At 69.8% G+C, this 22,726-nt stretch carries 19 protein-coding genes and 1 pseudogene; 11 read left to right on the forward strand and 9 right to left on the reverse strand.

The features are described from left to right. Positions 1-473: 473 nt before the first annotated feature. From FNH05_RS03150 to FNH05_RS03160, 3 genes are read left to right on the forward strand one after another with little or no spacing between them, the layout of a single operon-like run. Entirely contained in the window at positions 474-2,693 is a 2,220-nt protein-coding gene (locus tag FNH05_RS03150; RefSeq protein WP_144585733.1) for a hypothetical protein, read from the forward strand. Between the two features lie 57 nt (positions 2,694-2,750). Then, on the forward strand, positions 2,751-3,671 hold the full coding sequence (locus FNH05_RS03155) for a DMT family transporter (RefSeq protein WP_144585734.1): 921 nt from the start codon (positions 2,751-2,753) through the stop codon (positions 3,669-3,671). Then, positions 3,661-4,674, forward strand: a complete 1,014-nt coding sequence (locus tag FNH05_RS03160) for a Leu/Phe/Val dehydrogenase (protein WP_144585735.1) — start codon at positions 3,661-3,663, stop codon at positions 4,672-4,674. Before FNH05_RS03155 ends, FNH05_RS03160 begins: the two co-directional genes overlap by 11 nt. A 64-nt stretch (positions 4,675-4,738) precedes the next feature. Here the strand turns inward: FNH05_RS03160 and FNH05_RS03165 are convergent, their stop codons facing one another. The 6 genes from FNH05_RS03165 to FNH05_RS03190 all read right to left on the reverse strand — a co-directional run bounded on the left by FNH05_RS03165 (position 4,739) and on the right by FNH05_RS03190 (position 10,708). Then, a complete protein-coding gene (locus FNH05_RS03165) occupies positions 4,739-5,353 on the reverse strand; it encodes an NIPSNAP family protein (protein WP_144585736.1) in 615 nt (204 codons plus the stop codon). A gap of 42 nt (positions 5,354-5,395) precedes the next feature. Next, positions 5,396-6,331 carry a beta/alpha barrel domain-containing protein gene (locus tag FNH05_RS03170; protein WP_144585737.1) on the reverse strand — a complete coding sequence of 312 codons (936 nt, stop codon included), beginning with the start codon at positions 6,329-6,331 and terminating at the stop codon, positions 5,396-5,398. Beyond that, positions 6,324-7,973: an AMP-binding protein gene (locus FNH05_RS03175; protein ID WP_144585738.1), complete on the reverse strand. Its 1,650-nt coding sequence runs from the start codon at positions 7,971-7,973 to the stop codon at positions 6,324-6,326. Before FNH05_RS03175 ends, FNH05_RS03170 begins: the two co-directional genes overlap by 8 nt. Beyond that, entirely contained in the window at positions 7,970-8,992 is a 1,023-nt protein-coding gene (locus tag FNH05_RS03180) for an LLM class flavin-dependent oxidoreductase (RefSeq protein WP_144585739.1), read from the reverse strand. Before FNH05_RS03180 ends, FNH05_RS03175 begins: the two co-directional genes overlap by 4 nt. Before the next feature lie 168 nt (positions 8,993-9,160). Then, entirely contained in the window at positions 9,161-10,150 is a 990-nt protein-coding gene (locus FNH05_RS03185) for an Ldh family oxidoreductase (protein WP_144585740.1), read from the reverse strand. 78 nt (positions 10,151-10,228) lie between these two features. After that, positions 10,229-10,708, reverse strand: coding sequence for a flavin reductase family protein (locus FNH05_RS03190; RefSeq protein ID WP_144585741.1), 480 nt, complete (start codon positions 10,706-10,708; stop codon positions 10,229-10,231). A gap of 78 nt (positions 10,709-10,786) precedes the next feature. Here FNH05_RS03190 and FNH05_RS03195 point away from each other — a divergent pair, with 78 nt between their 5' ends. Beyond that, positions 10,787-11,308 carry a MarR family winged helix-turn-helix transcriptional regulator gene (locus tag FNH05_RS03195; protein ID WP_144585742.1) on the forward strand — a complete coding sequence of 174 codons (522 nt, stop codon included), beginning with the start codon at positions 10,787-10,789 and terminating at the stop codon, positions 11,306-11,308. A gap of 73 nt (positions 11,309-11,381) precedes the next feature. Here the strand turns inward: FNH05_RS03195 and FNH05_RS03200 are convergent, their stop codons facing one another. Together FNH05_RS03200 and FNH05_RS03205 are read right to left on the reverse strand one after the other, a co-directional pair. Continuing rightward, positions 11,382-12,050 (reverse strand): histone deacetylase, encoded by a 669-nt coding sequence (locus FNH05_RS03200; protein ID WP_246127482.1) that lies wholly within the window; start codon positions 12,048-12,050, stop codon positions 11,382-11,384. Between the two features lie 66 nt (positions 12,051-12,116). Beyond that, positions 12,117-13,346, reverse strand: a complete 1,230-nt coding sequence (locus FNH05_RS03205) for an MFS transporter (protein WP_144585744.1) — start codon at positions 13,344-13,346, stop codon at positions 12,117-12,119. 54 nt (positions 13,347-13,400) lie between these two features. On the opposite strand from FNH05_RS03205, the gene FNH05_RS03210 reads away from it, so the two are divergent. The 6 genes from FNH05_RS03210 to FNH05_RS03235 all read left to right on the forward strand — a co-directional run bounded on the left by FNH05_RS03210 (position 13,401) and on the right by FNH05_RS03235 (position 20,059). Then, a complete protein-coding gene (locus FNH05_RS03210) occupies positions 13,401-14,144 on the forward strand; it encodes a helix-turn-helix transcriptional regulator (RefSeq protein ID WP_144585745.1) in 744 nt (247 codons plus the stop codon). A gap of 307 nt (positions 14,145-14,451) precedes the next feature. Next, the gene (locus tag FNH05_RS03215; protein ID WP_144585746.1) at positions 14,452-16,074 is read left to right on the forward strand and encodes a peptide ABC transporter substrate-binding protein; all 1,623 of its coding nucleotides are present in this window, start codon (positions 14,452-14,454) and stop codon (positions 16,072-16,074) included. Positions 16,075-16,169: 95 nt separating this feature from the next. Then, positions 16,170-17,096, forward strand: coding sequence for an ABC transporter permease (locus FNH05_RS03220; protein ID WP_144585747.1), 927 nt, complete (start codon positions 16,170-16,172; stop codon positions 17,094-17,096). Then, positions 17,089-18,060, forward strand: coding sequence for an ABC transporter permease (locus tag FNH05_RS03225; protein ID WP_144585748.1), 972 nt, complete (start codon positions 17,089-17,091; stop codon positions 18,058-18,060). Before FNH05_RS03220 ends, FNH05_RS03225 begins: the two co-directional genes overlap by 8 nt. 6 nt (positions 18,061-18,066) lie before the next feature. After that, on the forward strand, positions 18,067-19,068 hold the full coding sequence (locus FNH05_RS03230) for an ABC transporter ATP-binding protein (protein WP_144585749.1): 1,002 nt from the start codon (positions 18,067-18,069) through the stop codon (positions 19,066-19,068). Continuing rightward, on the forward strand, positions 19,061-20,059 hold the full coding sequence (locus tag FNH05_RS03235; RefSeq protein WP_144585750.1) for an ABC transporter ATP-binding protein: 999 nt from the start codon (positions 19,061-19,063) through the stop codon (positions 20,057-20,059). Before FNH05_RS03230 ends, FNH05_RS03235 begins: the two co-directional genes overlap by 8 nt. Positions 20,060-20,429: 370 nt before the next feature. Here FNH05_RS03235 and FNH05_RS03245 read toward each other — a convergent pair whose 3' ends face one another. Continuing rightward, positions 20,430-22,244, reverse strand: a complete 1,815-nt coding sequence (locus FNH05_RS03245; RefSeq protein WP_144585751.1) for a glycoside hydrolase family 9 protein — start codon at positions 22,242-22,244, stop codon at positions 20,430-20,432. 75 nt (positions 22,245-22,319) lie between these two features. Between FNH05_RS03245 and FNH05_RS03250 the strand changes: the two are divergent. Further along, a pseudogene (locus FNH05_RS03250) lies at positions 22,320-22,584 on the forward strand (class I SAM-dependent methyltransferase); the annotation flags it as partial. Positions 22,585-22,726: the final 142 nt, after the last annotated feature.

Consider the following 22,726-nt stretch of genomic DNA (forward strand, 5'->3'; position numbering starts at 1 on the left):
CCCGTCAGACGGCTCGTCCGGGCAAGTCGGGGCGAAGGCCCACGGTGAGCGACGCTAGCATGCCGCTTAAGATCAACTCAGCAGTGTGTCGGAAATTTTCCGGGAAAAGCCGTTTTTGGGCAAGGTGATCGAACCGGTACCGGCAAGCGGACCACAAGCCGGTGGTGCCGGAGAGGTAATTCCACCAAACGAGTGACGCGGAGGGCCGTGCCGTGAAAACGGATCGACGGGAGAGATCCCGATCTTCCCGCGGTCATGCGAAGATCGAGACCACGAGCTGAGATCACTTGTCGGTAACAACACCCTTGTGCATAATGGCGGGAGTGGACTGGACCAGCGGGCCGCGACTCGGCGAGATGAGCTCCGATATTCAAAAAGGACTTTTTCACCTGGGGGAAGCTCTGTCGGCACACAGGTTGGTCACCCTGACCGGCCCGCCCGGAGCTGGGAAGACGCGACTCGCCGTGGCCGGTGTGCGAAAAGTTTCGCCCGGATTCCCGGCAGGTGTGTGGATCGCCGGACTCGGTCCGCTTTCCGGCACTTTCGCCCAGGCCGTCGCCACCGCGCTGGACGTCACCGAACGCCCCGCGGAACCCCTGGCCGAAGCGCTGTGCGGCCCGCTGCGCGAAGGTCGCTGCATGCTCGTGCTCGACCATTGCGACGCGAGCCCGTCCGAGGCCGCGTCACTCGCCGGGCACCTGCTGGCGAGTTGCCCCGAACTCGTCATCCTCACCACCGCGGAGCATCCTCTCGGCCTCCCCGGGGAGCAGGTGGTGCCCACGCACCATGACGGACCACCGGTTCCCCTCGCGACCGCGATCCTGTCGGCGGGCGAAGACACGCAAAGCCTCGGTGTCACAGGTCCGGCTTGCCTGCAGGACGTCCTCGCGTGGGCCTACGAACGGCTGCCGGGGGACGAGCAACGGTTCCTCCGCGGGATTTCCCTGTACTGCCAAGGATTCGACGTCGGCATGGCCGCCGCTCTCGCCGCGGTTCCGGTGGACGAGGCCGCTGCCCGCCTCGACCGCCTCGCGGCGCGGGAACTGCTCGTCCGGCGGGACGGCGAGTGGCGGCTGCCCCGGCCGGTCCGGGAATTCGCGATCGCGCGGCTGACGGATTCCGGCGAGCTGCCGGAAGTGACCGCGCGGCGGCGGGAATGGGCGGCGACCACGGCCGCCGGGCTGCGTGCCCGGGTCGAAGACGGCAAGCCCTGGCGTGCGCGGTTCGACCGGATCGCCGACGACCTCCGTGCCGCGGTCCGCGCCGCCACCGACGCCGGGGAACAGCCGCACCGCCTCGCCCGTGCGCTGGCCGAACTGCTTTACGCGCGGCAGTTCCTGGTGGAAGCCCGCACCACGTTCGAGCGGGCGGCCGCACTCGCACCGGACGACCGAACGGCCGCGGTGGACCTGCGCACGGCGGCGGACGTCGCCATGACCGAACATCGCGGCGAACCCGCGTTCGCCCTGCTGCTGGAGGCCGCGCGCCGGTCCCGTCTCGGCGGCGATCCCGCCGGCCAGGCGATCGCGCTGGCCTACGCGGTGTGCGTGGGAAACCGCTTTCCCGCCACCTTCACCGATCTGGTGCCGCATGAACGGCTTTGCGAGCTCATGGCGGAGGCAGAGGGCGCCGCACCCGCGGACGACCCGCTGGCCGGGGCCTACCTCGCCGCCGCGAGGGCGTGGAACGCGACCGGCCTCAAGACCACCCCGGATCCGGCCCTCACCGAGGTCGCGCTGGAGGCCGCACGGGCAACGGGTGAAGCGGTCCTCGTCTCGGCGGCGCTGGACGCGGTCAGCAGTGCCGACGGCTCGGCGGGCCGCTTCGCCGACGCCTATCGTGCCTGCGACGAGCGCCTCCGGCTGTTTGACCGGCTGCCCCGGCACGATCCGCGCATCGGCGTCGAGATCGTCGACACCCTGCACGTGGTTCCGCTGGTCGCGCTGGCGGCCGGCAGCCTGCCCGGTGCGATCCGCGCCGCCGAGCGGTCCTGGGAGGACGAGCTGCGCGGCGAGTACATGCGGGCGAGCAAGCTCGTCATCCCGCTGACGTTGACCGGCCGGTTCGACGAGGCTCTCGAGTATGCCCGGATCATGTGGGACGCCTGGGTGCGCGTCGGACGTCCCACCGCTCGCTGGATGGCTCCCGCGGTGCACGCCGCGGGCCTGGTGCACGGCCTGCGCGCGCAGCGGGCGGAACACGACGGCTGGCTGGACCGGGCCCGCGCGATGTCCGATCCCGGCGTCCATAGTGGACTCTATGAGAGCTTCGCCGCCTTCGCCGCGCCACGAGAGGCGCTGTGGCGGGGCGCCTGCGCCGAAGCCGTCGCCGCGGCCGTGAACCCCACTGCCCTGCCCGCGTGGGACCAGGCGCCGCACCAGTTCTACGACGCGTACGCGTGGGCTGTCGCGGCCGAGGCGGCGGTTGTGGCCGGGTTGCCCGACGCGCCCGCGTGGCTCGCCGCCGCCGCTCCGGCGGGCCGGGAGAACGCCTGGGCCGCCGCATGCCTGGCCAGGGCACACGGACGCCTGCGCCGCGACACCGCCGCGCTGCGAGAAGCCGTGGAGCGCTGGGAGCGCATCGGCGCACGTCACGAACGGGCCTGCACACTTTTGCTGCTGCCGGGCGGACGGACCGAGGCGGAAGCCGAACTCGGCGTGCTCCGCTGCGCGCTTCCGCCCGCGTCGCTATGATTTGCGCCCGTATCGGCGCGGACAGCGAACTGACGGAGCAATGACGGGAGACCGGGCTTGAACACGGCGGCGGCCCAGCGGCGCACCGAGGTCAAGGCGTTGCTGGCGGCCACGGTGACCGTGGTGCTCTGGTCGTCGGCGTTCGTGGTGATCCGGGACGCGGGCTCCTACCTCTCCCCGGGGGTGCTCGCGCTCGGCCGGCTGGTCACCGGAGCGCTCGCGCTCGGCGGAGTTCTCCTGGTGCGCAGGGAGGGTTTTCCGCCACGGGCGGCGTGGCCGGGCATCGTCACGTCCGGAATCCTGTGGTTCGGCGTGTACATGGTCGCGCTCAACGCGGGTGAGCAGCGGATCGACGCGGGCACCGCGTCCCTGGTCATCAATGTCGGCCCGATCCTCATGGCGGTGCTCGGCGGATGGCTGCTGGGCGAGGGCTTCCCCCCGCAACTGATCGCCGGGATCCCGCTGGCGTTCGCCGGCGCCGTGCTGGTCGGGTTCGCCTCGTCGGGCGGCGGGGAAGCCAGCGTCACCGGAGTCCTGCTGTGCCTGCTGGCCGCGGTCGGCAGCGCGGCCGGGGTCATCGCGCAGAAACCCGCTCTGCGGCACGCTTCCGCACTCCAGGTCACCGCGTTCGGCAGCGCGATCGGCGCCGTCGCCTGCCTGCCGTTCGCCGGGAACGTGGTCGGTGAGATCTCTTCGGCGCCACCGCGGGCGATCGGGGCGATCCTCTACCTGGGACTGTTCCCCACCGCGCTCGCCTTCTCCACGTGGGCGTACGCGCTCTCGCGGACGACCGCGGGCCGGATGGGCGCCACCACCTACCTGGTCCCCGTGGTGGTGATCCTCCTGTCGTGGGTGGCCGTCGGCGAGATACCCGCGCCACTGTCCTTCGCCGGCGGGGCGATGTGCCTCGCGGGGGTCGCGGTGGCGCGCAGAAAACCCAAGTCGGACAAGCAAAAAGGGGACGCGCGTGACCGTTGACGAACTGGCGGCGGAAGGTTTCGAGCAGGTCCTGCTGTGCCACGACGAGGAGACCGGCCTGCGCTCGGTCGTCGCCGTGCACGACACGACGCTGGGCGCCGCGCTCGGTGGCGTGCGCATGCGGCCGTACCCCACCGAGGACGCCGCCATCGCCGAGTGCAAGTCCCTCGCCAAGGCGATGACGCTCAAAGCGGCGGCGACGGGGCTCGACCTCGGCGGCGGCTGGAGCGTCATCCTCGGCGACCCGCGCGAGGACAAGACGGACGCCCTGCTCCGCGCGCACGGACGGGCGATCGCCACGCTCGGCGGCCGGTTCATCCCCGTCAACGACGTCGGCACGACGCAGCCGGACATCGCGGTGATCGGCGAGGAGACATCCCCGGTCTGCGCACAGGACGATCCGTCGCCGATGACCGCGCTCGGTGTCCTGGAGGGAATCCGTGCTTGCGTGCGGCATCGTCTCGGCCGGACCGATCTCGGTGGGCTCCGGGTGAACGTCCAGGGCGCGGGGCACGTCGGCGCCGCGCTGGTGCGGCTGCTCGTCACCGAAGGTGCGGACGTGACCGTAGCCGACGTTCTGCCCGATCGGACCGAACACCTCGCGGCCGAGACGGGCGCCCGGGTGGTGGACCCCGCCGACCTGCCGGCGCTCGACTGCGACGTGTTCGCCCCGTGCGCGCTCGGCGGAATCGTCACCGACGCCACGATTCCCACCCTGCGTTGCCAGGTGATCGCCGGCGGCGCGAACAACGTCCTCGGTGCGCCGGAGCACGCACCGGCCCTGGCGAACCGGGACATCCTTTACGCGCCGGACTTCTGCGTCAACGCCGGTGGCCTGATCTTCCTGGCGGAGCAACTGCTCGGCCACGATTTCGAGCAGGCCAGGAACCGGGTGCTCGGCGTCGGTGACGTGATCCGCGAGGTGCTCGCCCGCGCCGATCGGGAGAACATCTCCACCACCCAGGCCGCGCATGACCTCGCCATGGCCCGGCTGAAGTCGTGACCGCACCCGGTCCGGTCCGAACGCACCGGTGCCGCCCGTGATCGCGCCACCGTGCTCGCGCGGCTCAGTGCAAGGGCGAGAACGCGGTCGGAATCGCGATGGTGGACGTCGCGTGCGCGATGTTTTCCGGGCCGTTCTCGGGTGGCCAGATCCCGCGTCGGTAGGACTCACGCCGGATGGCCAGTCGTTCGTTGAGGTCGGGGAACGGCCAGATGTGGGTGATGCGCGGGACTCCGTCCAGTCCGTACATCGCGGTGGTGAGCGGGAAGAGCTTCGTGCGCTCGGGTAGCGCCGCCTCCCAGCCCGCCATGGTGGGGAGCAGCCCTCCGACCTTGAGTTCGTAGGTGCGGAATTCGTAGACGTCGCCGAACCGTCCGGTTTGGACGGGAGGGACGAACGGGAACGGCGCGTGGCTTTCGATCCTGAACGACTCCAGGTGTTCGCCGACCCCGAAGGGATCGGAGCTGCTGAGAATCCGTTGCCGCTCCCTGGCGAGCGTATCGGCGTCCTCGAACTCCCGGAGCAGGAGTACCCGGCCGACGATGACGCCGTGCTCGGTCTCCCAGCAGCCGAGCAGCTTGCCGCTGGTTCCGGTGCTCGTGGTGTAGGCCTCCAACGAGGACAGTGCCTTCGGCACCGTGTAGAGCTTCAGTGCGAGTTGGGACAGTTCGTAAAGCACCGGGTACTCCTCTTCAGCGTGCGCTTCTTGCCGGTTGCGCTGTCACCACGTGAAAGCGAGCGGCTTCGTGGTCTGGCCGTCCCGCGGTACCGGGCCGGTGTGCCGGACGAATCCCTTGCACGGGGCACCCACTTCGGTCGCCAGCCAGTTCGCCGATTCCACCAGCCGCGGCAGGTCGATTCCGGTGTGGACTCCGGAGAGTTCCAGCAACTGGACGGCGTCCTCGGTGCACAGCCCGCCCCCTTGAGCGCCCGGCATGGCCGGGTGCCCGCCGCTGCCTGCGAGCGCGGTGTCGATGGTGCGGATACCGAGGTCGAGCAAGGGGAGCAGTGCGGAAAGGCCCATGCCGCGCGCGTCGTGGATCTGCACGGTCAGGTTCTCGGCGGGGACGTGCTGGAGTGCGGTGGTGACCACCTCGCGGATCTGCCGTGGTGCCGCGTAACCCGACGAGTCCGCGAGGATCCAGTGGTCGACGCCGATGTCGAGGAGCCGGCGGGCCAGCGTTTCGAGATCCTCCCCACTGCGTGCGGGCCCGGTGGGGCCGCCCCAGGCGAAGATCACGTACGTGGCGAGCACGATGCCGTGGTCGGCGGCGTAGGCGGCCATGCGCTCGAGTTCCACCAGTGAGTCCACAGTGGAGCGACCGATGTTGGCGCGAGCGAAGTGCTCGTCGGCCGACAGCAGGAAAGCCGCGCTGTCCGCGCCCGCGTCGGCCGCGCGCGCGAGACCCCGGGCGTTGCCGACACAGCAGCCGAGGCTCAGCCCTGGCACGTCTGCGGCCTTCGCGAAGACCTCTTCCGCGTCGGCGAGCCCCGGGATCAGGTCGGGCCGCACGAACGAGGACAGCTCGAACGCTCGGATCCCGGCATCGGCCAGGCGCCGCACCAGCTCGACCTTGACCTCGGTCGGGACGAGGTGGCTCTGGAAGGCCAGGCGTGGCGCGATCTCGCGGATGCGCACGACGTTCCCCTCAGACATGGCGGGCGGGCGTGAGTCCGGCGGCCTGCGCGTCCCAGGCTTCGCCCCGGCCCTGGCCACGGAGGTCGGCCTTGCGCACCTTGCCGGTCGGGGTGACGGGCAGTCGGTCGACGACGCGGTAGTAGCGGGGGACCATGAAGTGCGGCATGGACCGGTCGCAGTGCGCGAACAACTCGGCGAAGTCGACCTGCCGTCCGGAGTCCAGCTGCAGCACGGCGAGTACCTCGTCCTCACCCAGCTCCGACGGCGTGGCGACGGCCGCCGCGGCGATCACGCCGGGGTAGGCGAGCAGGACCGATTCGACCTCGTGGGAGGAAATGTTCTCCCCACGGCGGCGCAGCGCGTCCTTCTTCCGGTCGATGAAGTAGAAGTACCCGTCCTCGTCGGTGTAGCCGAGATCCCCGGTGTGCCACCACAGGTCGCGCATGGTGGCGAGGGTCGACTCCGGATCGCGGTGGTAGCCGGAGAACATGATGTGCGGCAGGCGCGGCCGGTACACGATCTCCCCGGCCTGCCCCGGTGCGGTGGGCAGCCCGGACTCGTCGTGGATCTCCATTATGGACGATTCGGTGGGCAGTCCGATCGAGCCGATCTTGCGGGCGGCCAGCGGGTTGTAGAGCACGTTCTTGATCTCGGTGAGCCCGTAGCCTTCGACCACGTGCACCCCGAAGCGTTCCTCGAACGGACGCAGCACCTGCGGGGGCGCGGGCGCGGCGAACACGCGCTTCACCTGGTGGTCTCGGTCGGAGTCGGCCGGTGGCCGTGAGAGCAGCACCGGCAGGATCGAGCCCAGCGCGTTGAACTGGGTCACGCGGTGTGCGCGCAGCTCGTCCCAGAAGCGGCCGGCGGAGAACCGGCGGCCCAGCACCACGGTCGCGCCGGCCTGCAGGCCGTGCAGCGTGATGTTCACCTGGGCGGCACCGTGGAACAGCGGCAGGCAGGTGTAGAGCCGCTCGTCGGCAGTTGTGCCCATCTGCGCGGCACATTCCCGCGCGGCGACGACCTGCATGCGGTTCGGGTACACGACGCCTTTGCTGCGGCCGGTGGTGCCGGAGGTGAGCATGATGGCCACCGGATCCGCGGCGCCGACCTGGGGGAGCGCGCGTGCCGGGTCTCCGGCGGCGAGTAGCTCACGCCAGGTCAGCACACGGACCCCGGGCAGGGTGCGGCCGGGCACGGCGTCGTCGAGCAGGACCACCGTGGTGAGCGTGCCCGGTAGTTCGGGGAGGTCCGCGACGAGGCCGAGGAGGGCGGCCTCGGTGACGAGGATCCGCACGTCGGTGCCGCGCAGCGCGTGGTCGAGGAAGCGGCCCTTGTAGGCCGTGTTGACGGGGACCTCGACGAGCCCGGCGCGGGCGGCACCGAACCAGGTGAGCAGGTACTCGGCGCGGTTGGGCAGCAGGATGCCCACCGAATCGCCGCGCCCGGCGCCGAGCGCGAGCAGACCGCGGGCCACCTCGGACACCACACGGTCCAGCTCGCCGTAGGTCAGCTCGCCGTCGTCGAAAACGAGCGCGGTTTTGCCGGGAAGCGTTCGCGCGCGGGCCGCGAGTAGCCCGCCGACGGTGTCCTCGGTGGTGTCCTCGGCAGTGTCCTCGGTGGTGTCCTCGGCGGGGTCGCTCCGCGGGACGGTTCCGGTCATGCCAGTTCCTTCTTCGCCCGGGCCAGGAAGCTCTCCAGCCCCGGGTCCCAGGCCGCCTCGGCGCCGGTGGTCACCAGGAAGGCGTCGACGCCGAGGTCGCGGTAGGTGCCCAACGTGTTCAGGATGCGCTCCTCGGTGCCGACGAGCGCCTGGGAGTTGGCGAATCCGCCGAGCAGTTTCGTCAGGCCGGTCCAGAAGCAGTCGTCGTGCAGCTCCTCGTCGGTGAGCGCGAGCGCTCGCTGACGCCCGGCCGAGGTGTCGGTCGATGACGAGCGGAGGAACCGGCCGCTGCCTTCGGCGATCTGCCGCTCGGCCGCGCGGGCCTGAGCCCAGGCGTCGTCGTCGGTGTCGCCGAGGAACAGGCGCAGGCTCAGCGAGAACCGCATGTTCCGGCCGTGTCCCTCGGCGGCGGCGGTGACCCGTTCGACGCGTTCCTTCGTGCCCGCGAACGGCTCGCCCCACAGCATGTACAGGTCCGCGTGGCGCGCGCCGAAGTCCACCGCGTCCGCGCTCTCGCCGCCCATGAAGATCGGCACCTGGCCCTGGGCGGGCTTGGTCAGGATCTTCACGGCGTCGGCCGTGTAGTACTCGCCGCGGTGGTCGAACGGCTCGGGTGAGGCCCAGGTGCGGCGGACGACGTCGAGGTATTCGACCGCCCGCCGGTAGCGCTCGCTCTTGGGCAGGCTGTCCGATTCGCGGCGGAGGTCCTTGTCGGACCCGCCGACGACCACGTTGATGGCGAGCCGGCCGCGGGCCAGCACGTCGAGCGTGGCGAAGTAGCGCGCGGCGGCCACCGGCGGCATGACCCCGGGCCGGTGCGCGACGATCGGCGAGAACTTCTCCGTCAGGGCGAGCGCGAACGGTGCGGTCGCGTGGTTGTGCGGCCAGGTCGAGGAGTAGCCGACCAGTACGCGGTCGATCACCTCGGAACGGTCCAGCTCCCGGACCCGTGCGATCATCTCGTCCGGGCCGGTCTCGCTCGGCTCGAGGGGCTGCAGCCCCGTGAAGAACTCGACCATGATTGTTCCTCCTTGTTCGTGTTGTTCGTCGTGCCCATGCCGTGCGGGGCCTGGGTCGTGGGTCAGCCCGGCCTGGTGCCGGGCGAAGTGGTCGGGGCGGCGGGTGCGCAGCCGCCGCGGAGCAGGCGGCCCGAAGGGGTCGGCGCGATCGTGAAGCCATCGGGGTGGTCACTCATGCGCGGCCTTCCGCAGTGCCGCGACCACCGTGTCGGCCACGTCGATCGTGCCGCGCCGCAACGTCTCCTCGCGGCACGCCGCGGACCGGTCGAACGGAACCCGGATGGCGGAGCCCCCTTCGACCGGCGTGGTCGCGCGGACGGACGCGGCGAACTCGGTGACGCGGCGTCGGTAGTCGTCGGCGTCGGTGAGGGCGGCCGGATCGATCAGCAGCATCAGGAAACCGCAGTCGGAGATGCCTTCCGGAGCGGCGCCCGCGCCGCTCAGCATCCCGAGCAACTGCACGACCAGTGCCAGTCCGGAACCCTTGTGCCCGCCCCACACACCGAACGCGCCCGCCAGGGCCGCGGTGGGGTCGAGTGTCGGGGCCCCGCCGGCGTCATAGGCCTGGCCCGGTTCGAGTTTCTCGCCGAGCCGCGCCTTCAGCACCACTTCGCCGTACATCACCGCCGAGGTGCCGATGTCCCAGATGACCGGCGCGGGCGCGGCGGGGAACCCGAACGCGATCGGGTTCGTGCCGAACCGACCCTCGGTACCACCGTGCGGGGCGACCACCGCGGGTCCACTGCCCGCGATCATCCCGGCGAGCCCGGCCGCGGCGGCCTTCTCCAGGTAGTAGGAGAACATGCCGGTGTACCAGGTGTTGCGGGCGCCGACGAGGGCGATTCCGTGGGCGCCTGCCTTCGCCACCGCCAGTTCGAGCGCACGGATGCCGACGAGGTAGCCCACCCGGTCGCCGCCGTCGAGGGTCGCCGACACGGGCGTTTCGGCGACGACCCGGATCGGCTGCGGCGGCTCGCGGGTGGCGCGGACACGTTCCACAATGGACACCGCGCGAGCGAGCCCGCCGAACGACAGTCCGCGCAGTTCGCAGTCGAGCAGGTGGTCGGCGATGATCGCGGCTTCGTCGGGAGTGTGTCCCGTGCCGGTCATCGCGACCACGACGAGGGCGCGGGCGTCGGACAGGGTCAGCGTGGTCATGAACCGGCCTCCGTGGAAAGGGACGAAGTGGACGGCGGGCGAGGACGTCAGTAGGTGTCCGGTAGCAGGGAAAGCGGTTCAGGCGGCCGCGAGGTGGTGGTAGCGCCTGCGGAAGAACAGCAGCGGCTCCGCCGCGGTGCCTGCGGCCAGGTCGTCGACGCGGCCGATGACGATGCGGTGGTCGCCGGCGTCGTGCATGGCCTCGATCGTGCAGCCGATCCAGGCCACGACCCCGTCGAGCACGGGATCTCCGTGCGGCCCGGGGTGCCAGTCCACGCCCGCGAACTTGTCCGCGCCGGGCACCGCCAGCGCTTGGCAGAGGTCTTCCTGGCCGACGGCGAGGACGTTCACGCAGAACGTTCCGCGCCGGGCGATGACGGGAAACGTCGAGGACGTCTTGCCGGGCAGGAACGCCACCAAAGGCGGGTCGAGCGAAACCGACGTGAACGACGAGACGGCCATTCCCGCCGGTCCGCCCTTCGCGTCGCGCCCGGTGATCGCCACGACGCCGCTGGGGAAGTGCCCGAGTACGGACCGGAACCGAGCAGATGTAAGCATGCTGAGATGATATAAGCTTGCGGATATGAAAGCAAGCATGCTGAGAACCCTGATCCGCGTCGCCTCTAGGCTGCAGGGGTGACCGATTCCTTGCCCTACATCGACCCGTTCGACGACGGTCGCTCGCTGTCGCGGGCGGCGAGCGACATGGACGAGGCGTCCTCCCTGATCGACGCCGTGTTCCGGCTTGAGCGCGCGGTCTCGAGGATCGGGAATACGCGGCTGCGGCCGTGGAACATGACGCTGTCCAGCTACACGGCCCTGCGGATACTGGCCAACCGGCCGCACCTCACGCTCGCCCAGTTGTCCCGGCGCTGCTACGCCCGCCCGCAGACGATGACCCGCATCGTCACTCAGCTGGAGAAGCGCGGTTTCGTCGCCCGTGGCGCGCACCCGGAGAGCGAGCGCGCTCTCTCCCTCGAGGTCACCAAGGCCGGGCTCGCCGCACTGGAGGAGATGGGCGCCGAGGTGCTCAAGATCAGCGACACGCTCAACGCGGTGCTCGGCCGGAGCGAGATCGTCGCCGCCGACCGTCAGCTGCGGCAGGCCGCGCTCGTCGTCGAGGGCGAGCTTCGGGAAATGGAGCGTGCCCCGGAGTAATCCCGGCGCCGCGATTTTCCCTGCTGGCGCAGCGGTTTGACGAAGAAGGCAGCCGGAAGTGCGGTTCGTGGGTTCACCCGGAGCCGGCCTGCGAGCCGTCGAGGACGGCGGCGATGCTCTGGGGTGTCCACGTGCCGAGGGCACCGGGCAGTTCGGCGAGGTAGCCGGCCGCGCGGGTGATGTCCCAGCCGTGCGCGTCGCACAGGCCGGTGGCCAGCATCCGCAGGTACCCGGCTGAGGGTGCGACGAGTTCGACATCGGTGGCGGACCAGGGCGCGGTGAACGTCAGCATCGGGTGTCCGTTGAGCTCACCGCCGCACAGCAAGGTTTCGTAGCGGCCTGGACCTAGCTGGACCCGGCCGGTGGCGAGCACGCCGGACAGGTCGAGGTCGCCGTCGGGCTCCCGGTACATCTCCTGGGCGGCGACATCGGCGAACTGACCCGCGGTGATCAGGTACGCCCGCGCCGGCGTCGTCCCGGGCAACGCCGGATCGTGGAACGCGCGACCGCCACCCCAGACCGGCGACTCGGTCGCGAAGTAGATCCCACCGGGCAGGTGGCACCCGCGCGTCGCGATGGGCGGGTGCGGGTTCCGGCAGCCCGGAAACCCGCGCTGCGCGCCAGCGGGTGTCCCGCCTGCGAGGTAGCAGCCGAACCGGGCGGCGTTCATGTTCGAGCCGTAGCTGACGTACCACACCAGCTCCGGCTGTCCGGGCCGTGCCCCGGTGCTGATGGGTTTCACGATCCCGATTCTGCCCGCCGACCACTTGGAAGAAAACGCTTTCGCCCCGGGACAGCCGCAAGTCGGTCAGCGTTGGCCCGACTTCTGAGTGGAGGAGGGTGTGGCGTCTGTGGCGTCCGTGGCGTCGTCCGTGTTCGGATGCGGCCCGGCCGCAAGGCGTGGCGCGGTGGGTTCGGGCAGGGTGCGAAACAGCAGCCAGCACAGGGCCGGCATCAGGATGAGAGGCGCCAAGGCGGTCCGCAGCGAGGTCGCGTCGGCCAGGCTGCCGATGGCGGGGCTGGCCAGGCCGCCGACGCTGACGGCCAGACCGAGGGTGATCCCGCTGGCGGTGCCGACCCGCGAGGGCAGGTAGTCCTGGCCCAGCGTGACCTGCAGCGAGAAGGGGACGTACAGGCCGGCCGAGGTCAGGGCCACGAACAGGTACAGGGCCGGGCCCGGCACGAACACCACGCCCGCGACCGCGCCGATCGTGATCAGGTACGACCAGCGCGCGACCGCGACCCGGCCCCAGCGGCCCGCCAGTGTCCCGCCCAGCACGGAGCCGACCGCGCCCCCGAGGTAGAGCACGAACAGGGCAACGGTGCCCACCGCGGTGCTGCCGCCCATCCGCTGCCGGGCGTACAGCGAGAGGAACGCGCTCAGTCCCACGAAGACGATCGAGCGGCACGCCACCGCCAGCGACAGCTTCACGAACGAAGCCCTGTCATCCGTTTCGGCCGGCCCCGCCACAGCGGTCCCGGCGGCCTGCCGCGGTCCCAGCGCGCGCAGCACCGGCAGGCACAGCACGCTGCCCACGAGCGCGGGCAGCGCCAGCAGCGGTGTCAGGCGCAGCCCACCGGCCCCTACCACCGCGCCGACCATGAGCGGAGCCAGGGCGAAGCCGAGATTGCCGCCCGTGGAGAACCAGCCCATGGCGCTGTGGCGGCCCTGCCCGGCAATCCGGGCGACCCGCGCGGACTCGGGGTGGTAGGCGGCCACACCGACCCCGGAGATCGCCACGAACAGCACCGTCAGTCCGTAGGAGCCGCTGACCCCGCTCAGGGCGACGCCCGCACCGCCCAGCAGCGTGCTGACCGGCAGTAGCCAGGGCATCGCCCGGCGGTCGGTCAAGGCGCCGAACGCCGGTTGCACCACCGAGGACAGCAAGGAAGCGGCCAGCACCATGCCGGAGACAGTGGCGTAGCCGTAGGCGCGCTCGGCGACGAAGAACGGGACCAGGGACGCCACCGCGCCCTGGTAGACGTCGACGCAGGCGTGTCCGATCGCCAGCAGGCTGATCGAGGTGTTGCTTCGCATCCCGCCATGGTCCGGGCCCACCCTCGTGTCGCGCTTTCAATAAGCTGCCGAACAATGACACAAATCCGCCACACGCCGATCGCTCCGACGCGCACCCACCGGCTGGCGTCGGGCGGCGTGATCGACGCCCACCGGCACGATGACCACCAGATCGTCTACGCGGGCCGGGGCGTGGTGGCCGTCGCGACCAGCGCGGGCTCCTGGGTCGCCCCGGGCGACCGCGCCATCTGGGTGCCGGCCGGTACCGTCCACGCCCACCAGGCCCACGGGGAACTCGACCTGCATCTGGTGGGGCTGCCCGCGACCGACAACCCGCTCGGCCTGGATGTCCCGACCGTGCTCGCCGTGGGCCCGCTGCTGCGTGAACTGATCATCGCCTACACCCACGCCCCCGACGACGACAGCCCCGAGCGCTCCCGGTTGCGCGCGGTGTTGCTCGACCAACTGCGGGCCTGTCCCCAGCAGGCGTTGCACCTGCCCACCCCGGCTTCGCCCCCGCTGCGCGCGCTGTTCGAGATCCTGCAAGCCGATCCGGCCGACAACCGCACCCTCGCCGAACTCGGCCGTGAGGTCGGCGCCAGCGGCCGCACCCTTTCCCGGCTGTTCCGCAGCGACCTCGGCATGACCTTCCCCCAGTGGCGCACCCAGTTGCGGCTCCAGCACGCACTGGTCCTGCTGGCCGAGAAGGAATCGGTCACGACGGTGGCCCACCGGTGCGGCTGGTCGTCGGCCAGCGCGTTCATCGCTGTCTTCCGCCGCACCTTCGGCCACACCCCGGGCTCCCATCCGGCAGATTGACCGGCTCGTGGCCTGCCGCCACTCGGCGGGGCGTGGTGATCGTCCACGTGTTCACGGAAACAGCGCGGCCGACGGTGGTCCGGACCAGCTGATCGTCAGTGACCACGACCTCTCCGATCGCCCGGCGTTATCTTGTGTCTGAGCGAATCAGCACGGGCACCGTCCGTGATCCTTTACTACCTTGGTAGTGCTCTTTCCGGGTGAAGGAAAATGTTCGTCACTCATTCGCAACCCCGCGATCTGGTGAAAAAGTGCCGGTTCCCGATACCGTGCGTCTCACTTTTCGGAACTCGAGACGGGGTGGAACATGTGGGGTTCACGCAGATTCTGGGGAGCCGCTGCGGTGGTGACGACCTTGTCATTGGTACTCACCGCGTGCGGCGGTGGGTCCGGCAGGAGCGGGTCGTCCGGTGAGGCGGATCCGAACGGGACCTTCACCGTCTATGGCACCGAACCGCAGAACACGCTGATCCCCACGAACACCAACGAGCTCGGCGGCTCGAAGGCCGTCGACCCGATGTTCTCCGAATTGGTCGCCTACCGGGGTGACAACGCCCAGCCGTACAACCAGATGGCTGAGTCGATTACCACGACCGATTCGAAGGTCTACGACATCAAGATCAAGCAGGGCTGGAAGTTCCACGACGGAACCGAGGTCAAGGCCAAGAACTTCGTGGACGCCTGGAACTACGGCGCCTACGCGCCCAACGGCCAGATCAACAGCACCTTCTTCGAGAACATCCAGGGGTATGACGACGTCCACCCGGCCGACGAGAACGCCAAGCCCGCGACGGACAAAATGTCCGGCCTGGTCGTGAAGGGCGACTACGAGTTCGAGGTAACGCTCAAGGCGCCGTTCTCGGTGTTCACCACCAAGATCGGCTACACGGCCTTCGCGCCGCTGCCGGACGTGTTCTTCAAGGACCCGAAGGCCTTCGCCGCGCACCCGATCGGCAACGGCCCGATGAAGTTCGTGAGCCGCACGCCCAACGTGGACATCAGGCTGACCCGCTTCGACGACTACCAGGGCCAGGACAAGGTCAAGTTCAAGGATCTGGTCGTCAAGATCTACGCGAGTCAGGAGACCGCATACCAGGACCTGCTGAGCAACCGGGTCGACTTCATCGAGACGCTCCCGCCTTCGGCGCTTGCCGGCAACAAGTACAAGGCCGACCTGAAGAACAACCTGGTCATCGGCAACCTGCTCGCCATCAGCGCCATCGCGGTCCCGTACTACGTGCCGGGTTATAACAACCCCGACCTGCGTAAGGCCATCTCGATGGCGATCGACCGCACGCAGATCACCAAGACCGTCATGAACGACACCTACGTGCCCGCGGACGGTTACGTCTCGCAGGGCATCGCCGGGTACCGGCCCGGTGTCTGCCAGTTCTGCAAGTTCGACCCGGCGGCGGCCAAGGCCGCGTTCCAGCGGTCCGGCTTCAAGGGCAAGCTCACCATCGCCTCGAATGCCGACGGTGGCCGCAAGGAGCCGCTCGTGGCCGCGTGCAACAGCATCAAGAACGTGCTCGGCGTCGAGTGCGACTTCGTGCCGGCGACGGACTTCGGCCAGTGGCGCAGCATCGTGACCGGGCACAAGCTGACCGGCATGGGCCGTTCCGACTGGTCCGCGGACTACCCGTCGATCGAGGACTTCCTCAACCCGATCTACCGCACGGGTGCCTCGTCCAACGACTCGACCTACTCCAACCCGGCCGTCGACAACCTCCTGAAGCAGGCCGATTCCACGGCGGACAAGGACGCCGCGATCAGGATCTACCAGCAGGCCGAGGACCTCATCGCCCAGGACCTGCCCTCGATCCCGGTGTGGGACGAGAAGGGTGTGGCCGCGAAGTCCGACCACGTCAAGACCGTGACGCTCGACTTCCGCCGCCGCGCCGACTACTCGTCGGTCGAGGTCACCAAGTGACGCGCTGATCGACGTTCCCGCCACCAGGGCAGCCGGGGACCGTCCCAGCCGGACGGTCCGCGGCTCGCCCGGCGCGCACTCCTAGGAAGTAGCGCATGATTCGTTACGTGCTGCGACGCCTGCTCCAGCTGATCCCGGTGTTCTTCGGAACCACCTTCCTGATCTACGCACTGGTCTGGGCAGTCCCCGGCGACCCCTTCTCCGGCAAATGCGGTCAGACGGCCTGCCCCCAGGCCTACATCGACCTCATGACCGAGAAGTTCCACCTGAACGACAACCTGATCGTCCAGTACTTCAAGTACCTGGGGAGCCTCTTCGCCGGCGACTGGGGCGAGACCTTCAACGGCAACTCCGTCGGCGAGCTGATCGGCAACTCGTACCCGATCACGCTGCGCCTGGCACTCGTCGCGGTGCTCATCGAGGCCGTCATCGGGGTGACCGCGGGTGTGCTCACCGGCCTGCGCGGCAAGGGTTTTCTCGACAACCTGGTGCTGGTCTCCACCACGTTCCTGATCTCGCTCCCGGTGTTCGTCACCGCGATCGTGCTGCAGATCGTGCTGGGCACGGAGCTCGGCATCATCGGCACGAGCGTGTCGAACGACCCCTCCTTCGGCGAGCTGATCGTCCCCGGCATCGCACTCGGCAGCCTTTCCATGGCCTACGTCGCGAGACTGACGAGAACGTCGATCGCGGAGAACCGCCACGCCGACTACATCCGCACGGCCATCGCGAAGGGGCAGCCGGACAGCCGGGTGGTGGGCATCCACCTGCTGCGCAACTCGGTGATCCCGGTGCTCACCTTCCTCGGCGTCGACCTCGGCTCGCTGATGGGCGGCGCGATCGTGACCGAGGGCGTGTTCAACATCAACGGGCTCGGCGGCCTCATCTTCCGCGGCATCCAGAACCGGGAGAGCGCCACCGTGACCGGCGTCGTGGTGCTGCTCGTGCTGGTGTACCTGCTGATGAGCCTGATCGTGGACCTGCTCTACGCCGTTCTCGACCCAAGGATCCGTTATGACTGAACCCAACCTCGTCGGAGGCGGGGGCAGCGGAGTCGCTGACGCGGTGGAGCTGTCACGCATCAGTGACTCCGCCGACTCCGAGACCGAGACGAAGAAGCCCCGCAGCCTGTGGGGCGACGCGTGGCGCCAGCTGCGCCGCAAGCCCACCTTCGTGATCTCCGCGGGAATCATCGTGCTCGTGGTGCTCATCGCCATCGCGCCCGGCCTGTTCTCCCACCGTGAAGCCGGCTTCAGCGACCTGACGAAGGCCAATCAGGGCCCGTCGGCCGACGCGTGGTTCGGCTACGACAACCAGGGCTACGACGTGTACGCCCGCACCATCTACGGCGCGCGGGCCTCGCTGCTGGTCGGCGTGTTCGCGACGATCCTGACTGTGCTCTTCGGGTCGCTGGTCGGCATCATCGCCGGTTACCACGGCCGGCTGATCGACAGCCTGCTCTCGCGGCTGGGCGACATCTTCGCCGGGCTGCCCTTCGTGCTCGGCGCGATCGTGATCCTCACGACGTTCAACGCGCCGGGCTCCAGCCCCGGCGCGGTCACGATCATCGTGCAGGTGGTCTGCTCCATCGCGGTGCTGACCTGGCCGGTCGCCATGCGCATCATGCGCTCGGCCACCCTCGTCGCGAAGCAACTCGACTACGTGAAGGCCGCCCGTGCGCTCGGCGCCGGTACCCCGCGCATCGTGTTCCGGCACCTGCTGCCCAACACACTCGCCCCGGTGCTGGTGTATGCCACCATCGCGCTGGGCGCGGCGATCGGCGCCGAAGCGACGCTGGCGTACCTCGGTATCGGTGTGCGGCCGCCGGTGATCTCGTGGGGCGTGATGATCAGCGATTCGCGCGACTACTTCCGGGCCGACCCGCACATGCTCCTGTTCCCCGGTGCGTTCGTCACCCTCACCGTGCTCGCGTTCGTGATGCTCGGCGACGGGATCCGCGACGCGCTCGACCCGAAGTCGAGGTAGCGGCCGATGCCGGAAACAACCAACGAGTTGCTGCTCGAGGTCGACGACCTCCACGTGGAGTTCCGCACTTCCGACGGCCTGGCCAGCGTGCTCAACGGCGTCAGCTACTCCGTGCACGCCGGCGAGACACTGGCGGTGCTCGGCGAGTCGGGCTCCGGCAAGAGCGTGACCGCGCAGACGGTGATGGGCATCCTCGACACGCCGCCCGGCGTGATCACCGGCGGCTCGATCCGCTACCGGGGCGAGGACCTGCTCACCGCCACCGGTGAGCGGCGGCGCGACCTGCGCGGCGCGGAGATCGCGATGATCTTCCAGGACGCGCTCTCCGCGCTGAACCCGGTGTTCACCGTCGGGTTCCAGATCGAAGAGCAGCTCCGCGTCCGGCAAGGACTGTCCAAGAAGGACGCTCGAAGACGCGCCGTGGAACTGCTCGACCTGGTCCGCATCCCGGCCGCCGAGCGGCGCATCAGGGACTACCCGCACCAGTTCTCGGGCGGCATGCGCCAGCGGGCGATGATCGCGATGTCGCTGGCGCTCGACCCCGACCTGCTGATCGCCGACGAGCCCACGACCGCGCTCGACGTGACCGTGCAGGCCCAGATCCTGGACCTGCTCGCGGAGATCCAGCGGGAACGGCGGATGGGCCTGATCCTCATCACGCACGATCTCGGGGTGGTCGCGGAGGTCGCCGACCGCATCGCGGTGATGTACGCGGGCCGGATCGTGGAGCAGGCCGACGTGCACGAGTTGTTCTCCTCGCCGGGCCACCCGTACACGGCGGCACTGATGGACGCGCTGCCGCGGCTCGACCTCAGGGGGAAGAGGCTCGAGACGATCAAGGGCCTGCCGCCGAGCCTGCTCGACATCCCGCCCGGGTGCCCCTTCCACCCGCGGTGCGAGCGGGCGGAACAACGCTGTTCGGAGGAACGGCCGTCGTTGCACCGCCTCGGTTTCGGCCGGGTCAGTGCGTGTCACTTCGCCGAAGAGGTGGTCGGAAACCGTGGTTGAGCCGATCCTGAGTGTGCGGAACCTGGTCAAGCACTTCCCCGTGCGCCAGGGAGTGCTGTTCAAGCGCACCGTCGGGCAGGTCAAGGCCGTGGACGGGGTGTCGTTCGATCTGCTGCCGGGCGAGACGCTCGGTGTCGTGGGCGAATCGGGCTGCGGCAAGTCGACGCTCGCGCAGGTGCTGATGCGGCTCGAAGAGCCGACCGGCGGCGGGGCGGCGTTCGAGGGCCGCGACATCTTCAAGCTGCGCGGCGCCGAGCTGCGGCAGCTGCGGCGCGAGATCCAGATCGTGCTGCAGGACCCGTACACGTCGCTGAACCCGCGGATGACCGTCGGCGACATTGTCGGCGAACCGTTCGAGATCCACACCGAGGTGGCGCCGAAGGGTTCGCGCGCGCGGAAGGTGCGTGAGCTGCTGGAGGTGGTGGGGCTCAACCCCGAGCACCTCAACCGCTACCCGCACCAGTTCTCCGGTGGGCAGCGCCAGCGCATCGGCATCGCGCGGGCGCTCGCGCTGCGTCCGAAGGTGATCATCTGCGACGAGCCGGTGTCCGCTTTGGACGTCTCGATCCAGGCGCAGGTGATGAACCTGCTCGGTGAGCTGCAGGGGGAGTTCGGACTCTCCTACGTGTTCATCGCGCACGACCTGTCCGTGGTCCGGCACCTGTCCACGCGCGTGGCGGTGATGTACCTGGGCAAGATCGTGGAGATCGGCACCGAGGAGGAGATCTACGAGCGGCCCTCGCACCCGTACACGCAGGCGCTGCTCTCGGCGGTCCCGGTCGCCGACCCGGAGGTGCGCGGGCAGCGGCAGGTGATCCGGCTGGAGGGCGATGTGCCGAGCCCGCTCGACCCGCCCTCGGGCTGCCGTTTCCGCACGCGATGCTGGAAGGCGCAGGATGTCTGCGCCGCCGAGGTGCCGGAGCTGGAACCGCGCGCCGACGGGCACCTCTCGGCGTGTCACTTCGCGGAAGCCCGGTCCGTGGTTCCCTGACCGCGGTCGGGTTCCTCCTTCTGAAGTCCTGGAAGCGGCGCGGCCGCGGGGCCGGAAAGGCCCCGCAGCCGCGGCATGAGCGCCGTCTCCGAGTGTGTCGGCGACCGCCACCGAACGGGCTTCCCCGGATTCGGACGTCTGGTGGAGGTCCCGGCGGAAACGTTTCTTGATCGTCGCGACGGCTACGACGGTCACGATCGCCGTGCCGAGGACGTACCGCGCCACCGACCAGGCGCTACCGGTCGCGGCGAGCAGCGCGGTCATGATGAACGGGGCGAGACCACCTGCGAAGACGGAGGCGAACTGGTACCGGGCGAGGCGCCGAGTAGTCACGGGGTGAGACGGTCTCTCCCCGTAGTGCGGACTGTGGTCAGCTGTGGCCCACTGCGGCAAGCGCGAAGTAGAGCAAGGCGGTCGCGGTGAAATCGTCGGCGGGCTCGACACTCTGCCACGCGCCGACAGCGTCGACGTAGCGTGCCCCCTGGCCGTCGAAACGGGCGAAATCCGCGACCGCGCACTGACGCATCGCCGGAAAACGGTTCGGTTCGGTGAACTTGTCCGCCTTGTTCGGGCCGTTGACCGCCGCGCCGGTCAGCACCTCGCCGGTCAGGTTGGCCACCTGGTGCTCCGGGCAGCGCGGGAACACGCTGCCCGCCCCGATGACGAACGAGGATCCCCATGCGTTGGCGCCGAGCACCCAGTTGCGCTGCCGGGTGGCGAAGGCGTCGTAGGTGTGCTGCCCCGTGACGCGGTGGTACAACTCGGCGGTGATGGCGAGGCCGAAGGTGTGCGGCACCGAATCGAACTCCACGTAGCTCGCGCCGGCCCGGAACGGGTCCTTGTCCGACCTGGTGCGGCCGTCTTCCAGTTGGCGCGCCAGATCGCGCACGAGGTCGTCCCTGGTGACCTGGGTACCGGTGACGAGCGGGATCAGGTCGGCGTGCGCGAGTGCGCTGACGTCGCCGACGCCGAGCGTGCCCCGCACGTCGGAGGCCAGGTACTCCGCGGCCCAGTGCTGGGCATCCTGAATCCACCCCGGGGTTCTCGGGTCGTCGAGCGCCCGTCCGGCGAGCGCGAGCTCGGTCGCGGCGAACTCCAGATCGTCCTGCCAGGAGTCCTCCGGATAGAACGCGTGCGGATAGGCCGTGGTCAACTCATCGGTGGGTTGCCGTGAAGCCAGGGCGTACACCTTCGCCGCCTTGTCGAGCGCGCGGTGTGCCGTTTCGCCGGTATCGGTCTGGGCGGCGAGCGCGAAGGCCGCAGCGACCTTGCCGGCGAGGTTGGGACTGATCGGCTGCCCCGGTTCGGCCGCGCGGAACACGGGCCGCCGGGCCAGCATGGGATCCGCCCCGGGCGCCTCATCGGCCTCGGGCAGGCGCCAGACGTCATGGTCGGTGGGCCGCACCTCGTCGTTGCCGGCGCCGATGCCAACCTGGGCGTAGAGCGTGCCGGTGCGGTCGTCCCACATCTTGTCCAGCCAGGCCATGCCGTGCCCGGTCTCGGCGGCGAGTTCCGGGCCGCCCGCGCGCGAATCCCGCTGCGCGATCAGCAGGACCGCGGCGCTGTAGGCCGCGGTGTGGGTGAACTTCAGGAAGTCTCCGGCGTCGAACCAGCCGCCGGCCACGTCGACCGGTCCGCCGGACGGCGTGAGCCTTTCGTCATGAAGCTCGTCTTCGTCGTAGGCCGGGGTGGCGTAAACCATGGCCTCGCTGTCGTTGAGGTGGGACGGCCTGCGGCCCAGCACGCTTGGTACGACATCCGCGCCGTCCCGCTGCGCCTGGAAGAAGCGGACGTTCGCGGCGACCTGAGGGCCGAAGAGGTCAGCGGCCGACGCGACCCGGAACACCGGAGACGGCGCGATCCCGTCCACCAGCACCCGGTAGCCGCCCGGTGTCCGCACTGCGGAGACATCCAGCACGCGCACCGAGTGGAAACCGTCGTTCCACGGGCCCGTCGACGTGCCCGTCCGGCCGGTGAGAACGGTCTTCCCGGCCTCATCGACCACCGTGAACGGCCTGTCGCCCGGGTCGGCCGCGCTCAACAGGTACACGTTCTTCGTCTCCTCGGGTGTGTACCCGACTTGGTCGACGCGGACGAACCCGGTGACCGGGGTGCCGACAGTGCTCACCGGCGCGGCGCAGCCCGCGCCGAGCATCACGGTGAGGGCGAGTAGGAGCGTTCGCATGCACAGACCTTGGCAGGGCGTCCGCCGGAACCCTGCGGCGGCTGGTCACCTGCTCCGGTTCAAGAGAATGTGGGCATGGTCGAGCAGAGCATCTGGATGCGGAAGGTCACCGCGGACCCCGGTCATTCCAGTTGGTACATCGAGCGCTTCCGCGCCATGGCTCGCGCTGGTGAGGACCTGGCCGGGGAAGCCCGCCTCGTGGACGCCATGGTGCCTGCGGGCCCGGCCGGGTGGGTGGTGCGTTGGCCGAGGCCGGTCACGAAGTCGTCGGTGTGGACGTCGACCCGGTCCTGATCAGGCTGCGGGGCAGGATCATCCCGGGCCATTGTGGATGGTGGGTCGCCGTGACTACTTCCTGCTCGCCGACAGCTCCCGCAACGGCGCCACCGTCACCGGCGACTGCAATCCGGCCGGAGCGGCACCGCGCCCACCTCCCGCACCGGCGAGTTCGTCCCCGCACTGGCCCGGCAACCGGCCGGTTG

Source organism: Amycolatopsis rhizosphaerae, from assembly GCF_007713715.1.
Classification (GTDB): domain Bacteria; phylum Actinomycetota; class Actinomycetes; order Mycobacteriales; family Pseudonocardiaceae; genus Amycolatopsis_E; species Amycolatopsis_E rhizosphaerae.

Coding starts and splice junctions, on each gene's coding strand:
- FNH05_RS03220 (WP_144585747.1), top strand. CDS start 16,170: ATGATTCGTTACGTGCTGCGACGCCTGCTCCAGCTGATCCCGGTGTTC.
- FNH05_RS03175 (WP_144585738.1), bottom strand. CDS start 7,973: ATGACCGGAACCGTCCCGCGGAGCGACCCCGCCGAGGACACCACCGAG.
- FNH05_RS03245 (WP_144585751.1), bottom strand. CDS start 22,244: ATGCGAACGCTCCTACTCGCCCTCACCGTGATGCTCGGCGCGGGCTGC.
- FNH05_RS03205 (WP_144585744.1), bottom strand. CDS start 13,346: ATGCGAAGCAACACCTCGATCAGCCTGCTGGCGATCGGACACGCCTGC.
- FNH05_RS03180 (WP_144585739.1), bottom strand. CDS start 8,992: ATGGTCGAGTTCTTCACGGGGCTGCAGCCCCTCGAGCCGAGCGAGACC.
- FNH05_RS03215 (WP_144585746.1), top strand. CDS start 14,452: ATGTGGGGTTCACGCAGATTCTGGGGAGCCGCTGCGGTGGTGACGACC.
- FNH05_RS03170 (WP_144585737.1), bottom strand. CDS start 6,331: ATGTCTGAGGGGAACGTCGTGCGCATCCGCGAGATCGCGCCACGCCTG.
- FNH05_RS03190 (WP_144585741.1), bottom strand. CDS start 10,708: ATGCTTACATCTGCTCGGTTCCGGTCCGTACTCGGGCACTTCCCCAGC.
- FNH05_RS03210 (WP_144585745.1), top strand. CDS start 13,401: ATGACACAAATCCGCCACACGCCGATCGCTCCGACGCGCACCCACCGG.
- FNH05_RS03225 (WP_144585748.1), top strand. CDS start 17,089: ATGACTGAACCCAACCTCGTCGGAGGCGGGGGCAGCGGAGTCGCTGAC.
- FNH05_RS03230 (WP_144585749.1), top strand. CDS start 18,067: ATGCCGGAAACAACCAACGAGTTGCTGCTCGAGGTCGACGACCTCCAC.
- FNH05_RS03185 (WP_144585740.1), bottom strand. CDS start 10,150: ATGACCACGCTGACCCTGTCCGACGCCCGCGCCCTCGTCGTGGTCGCG.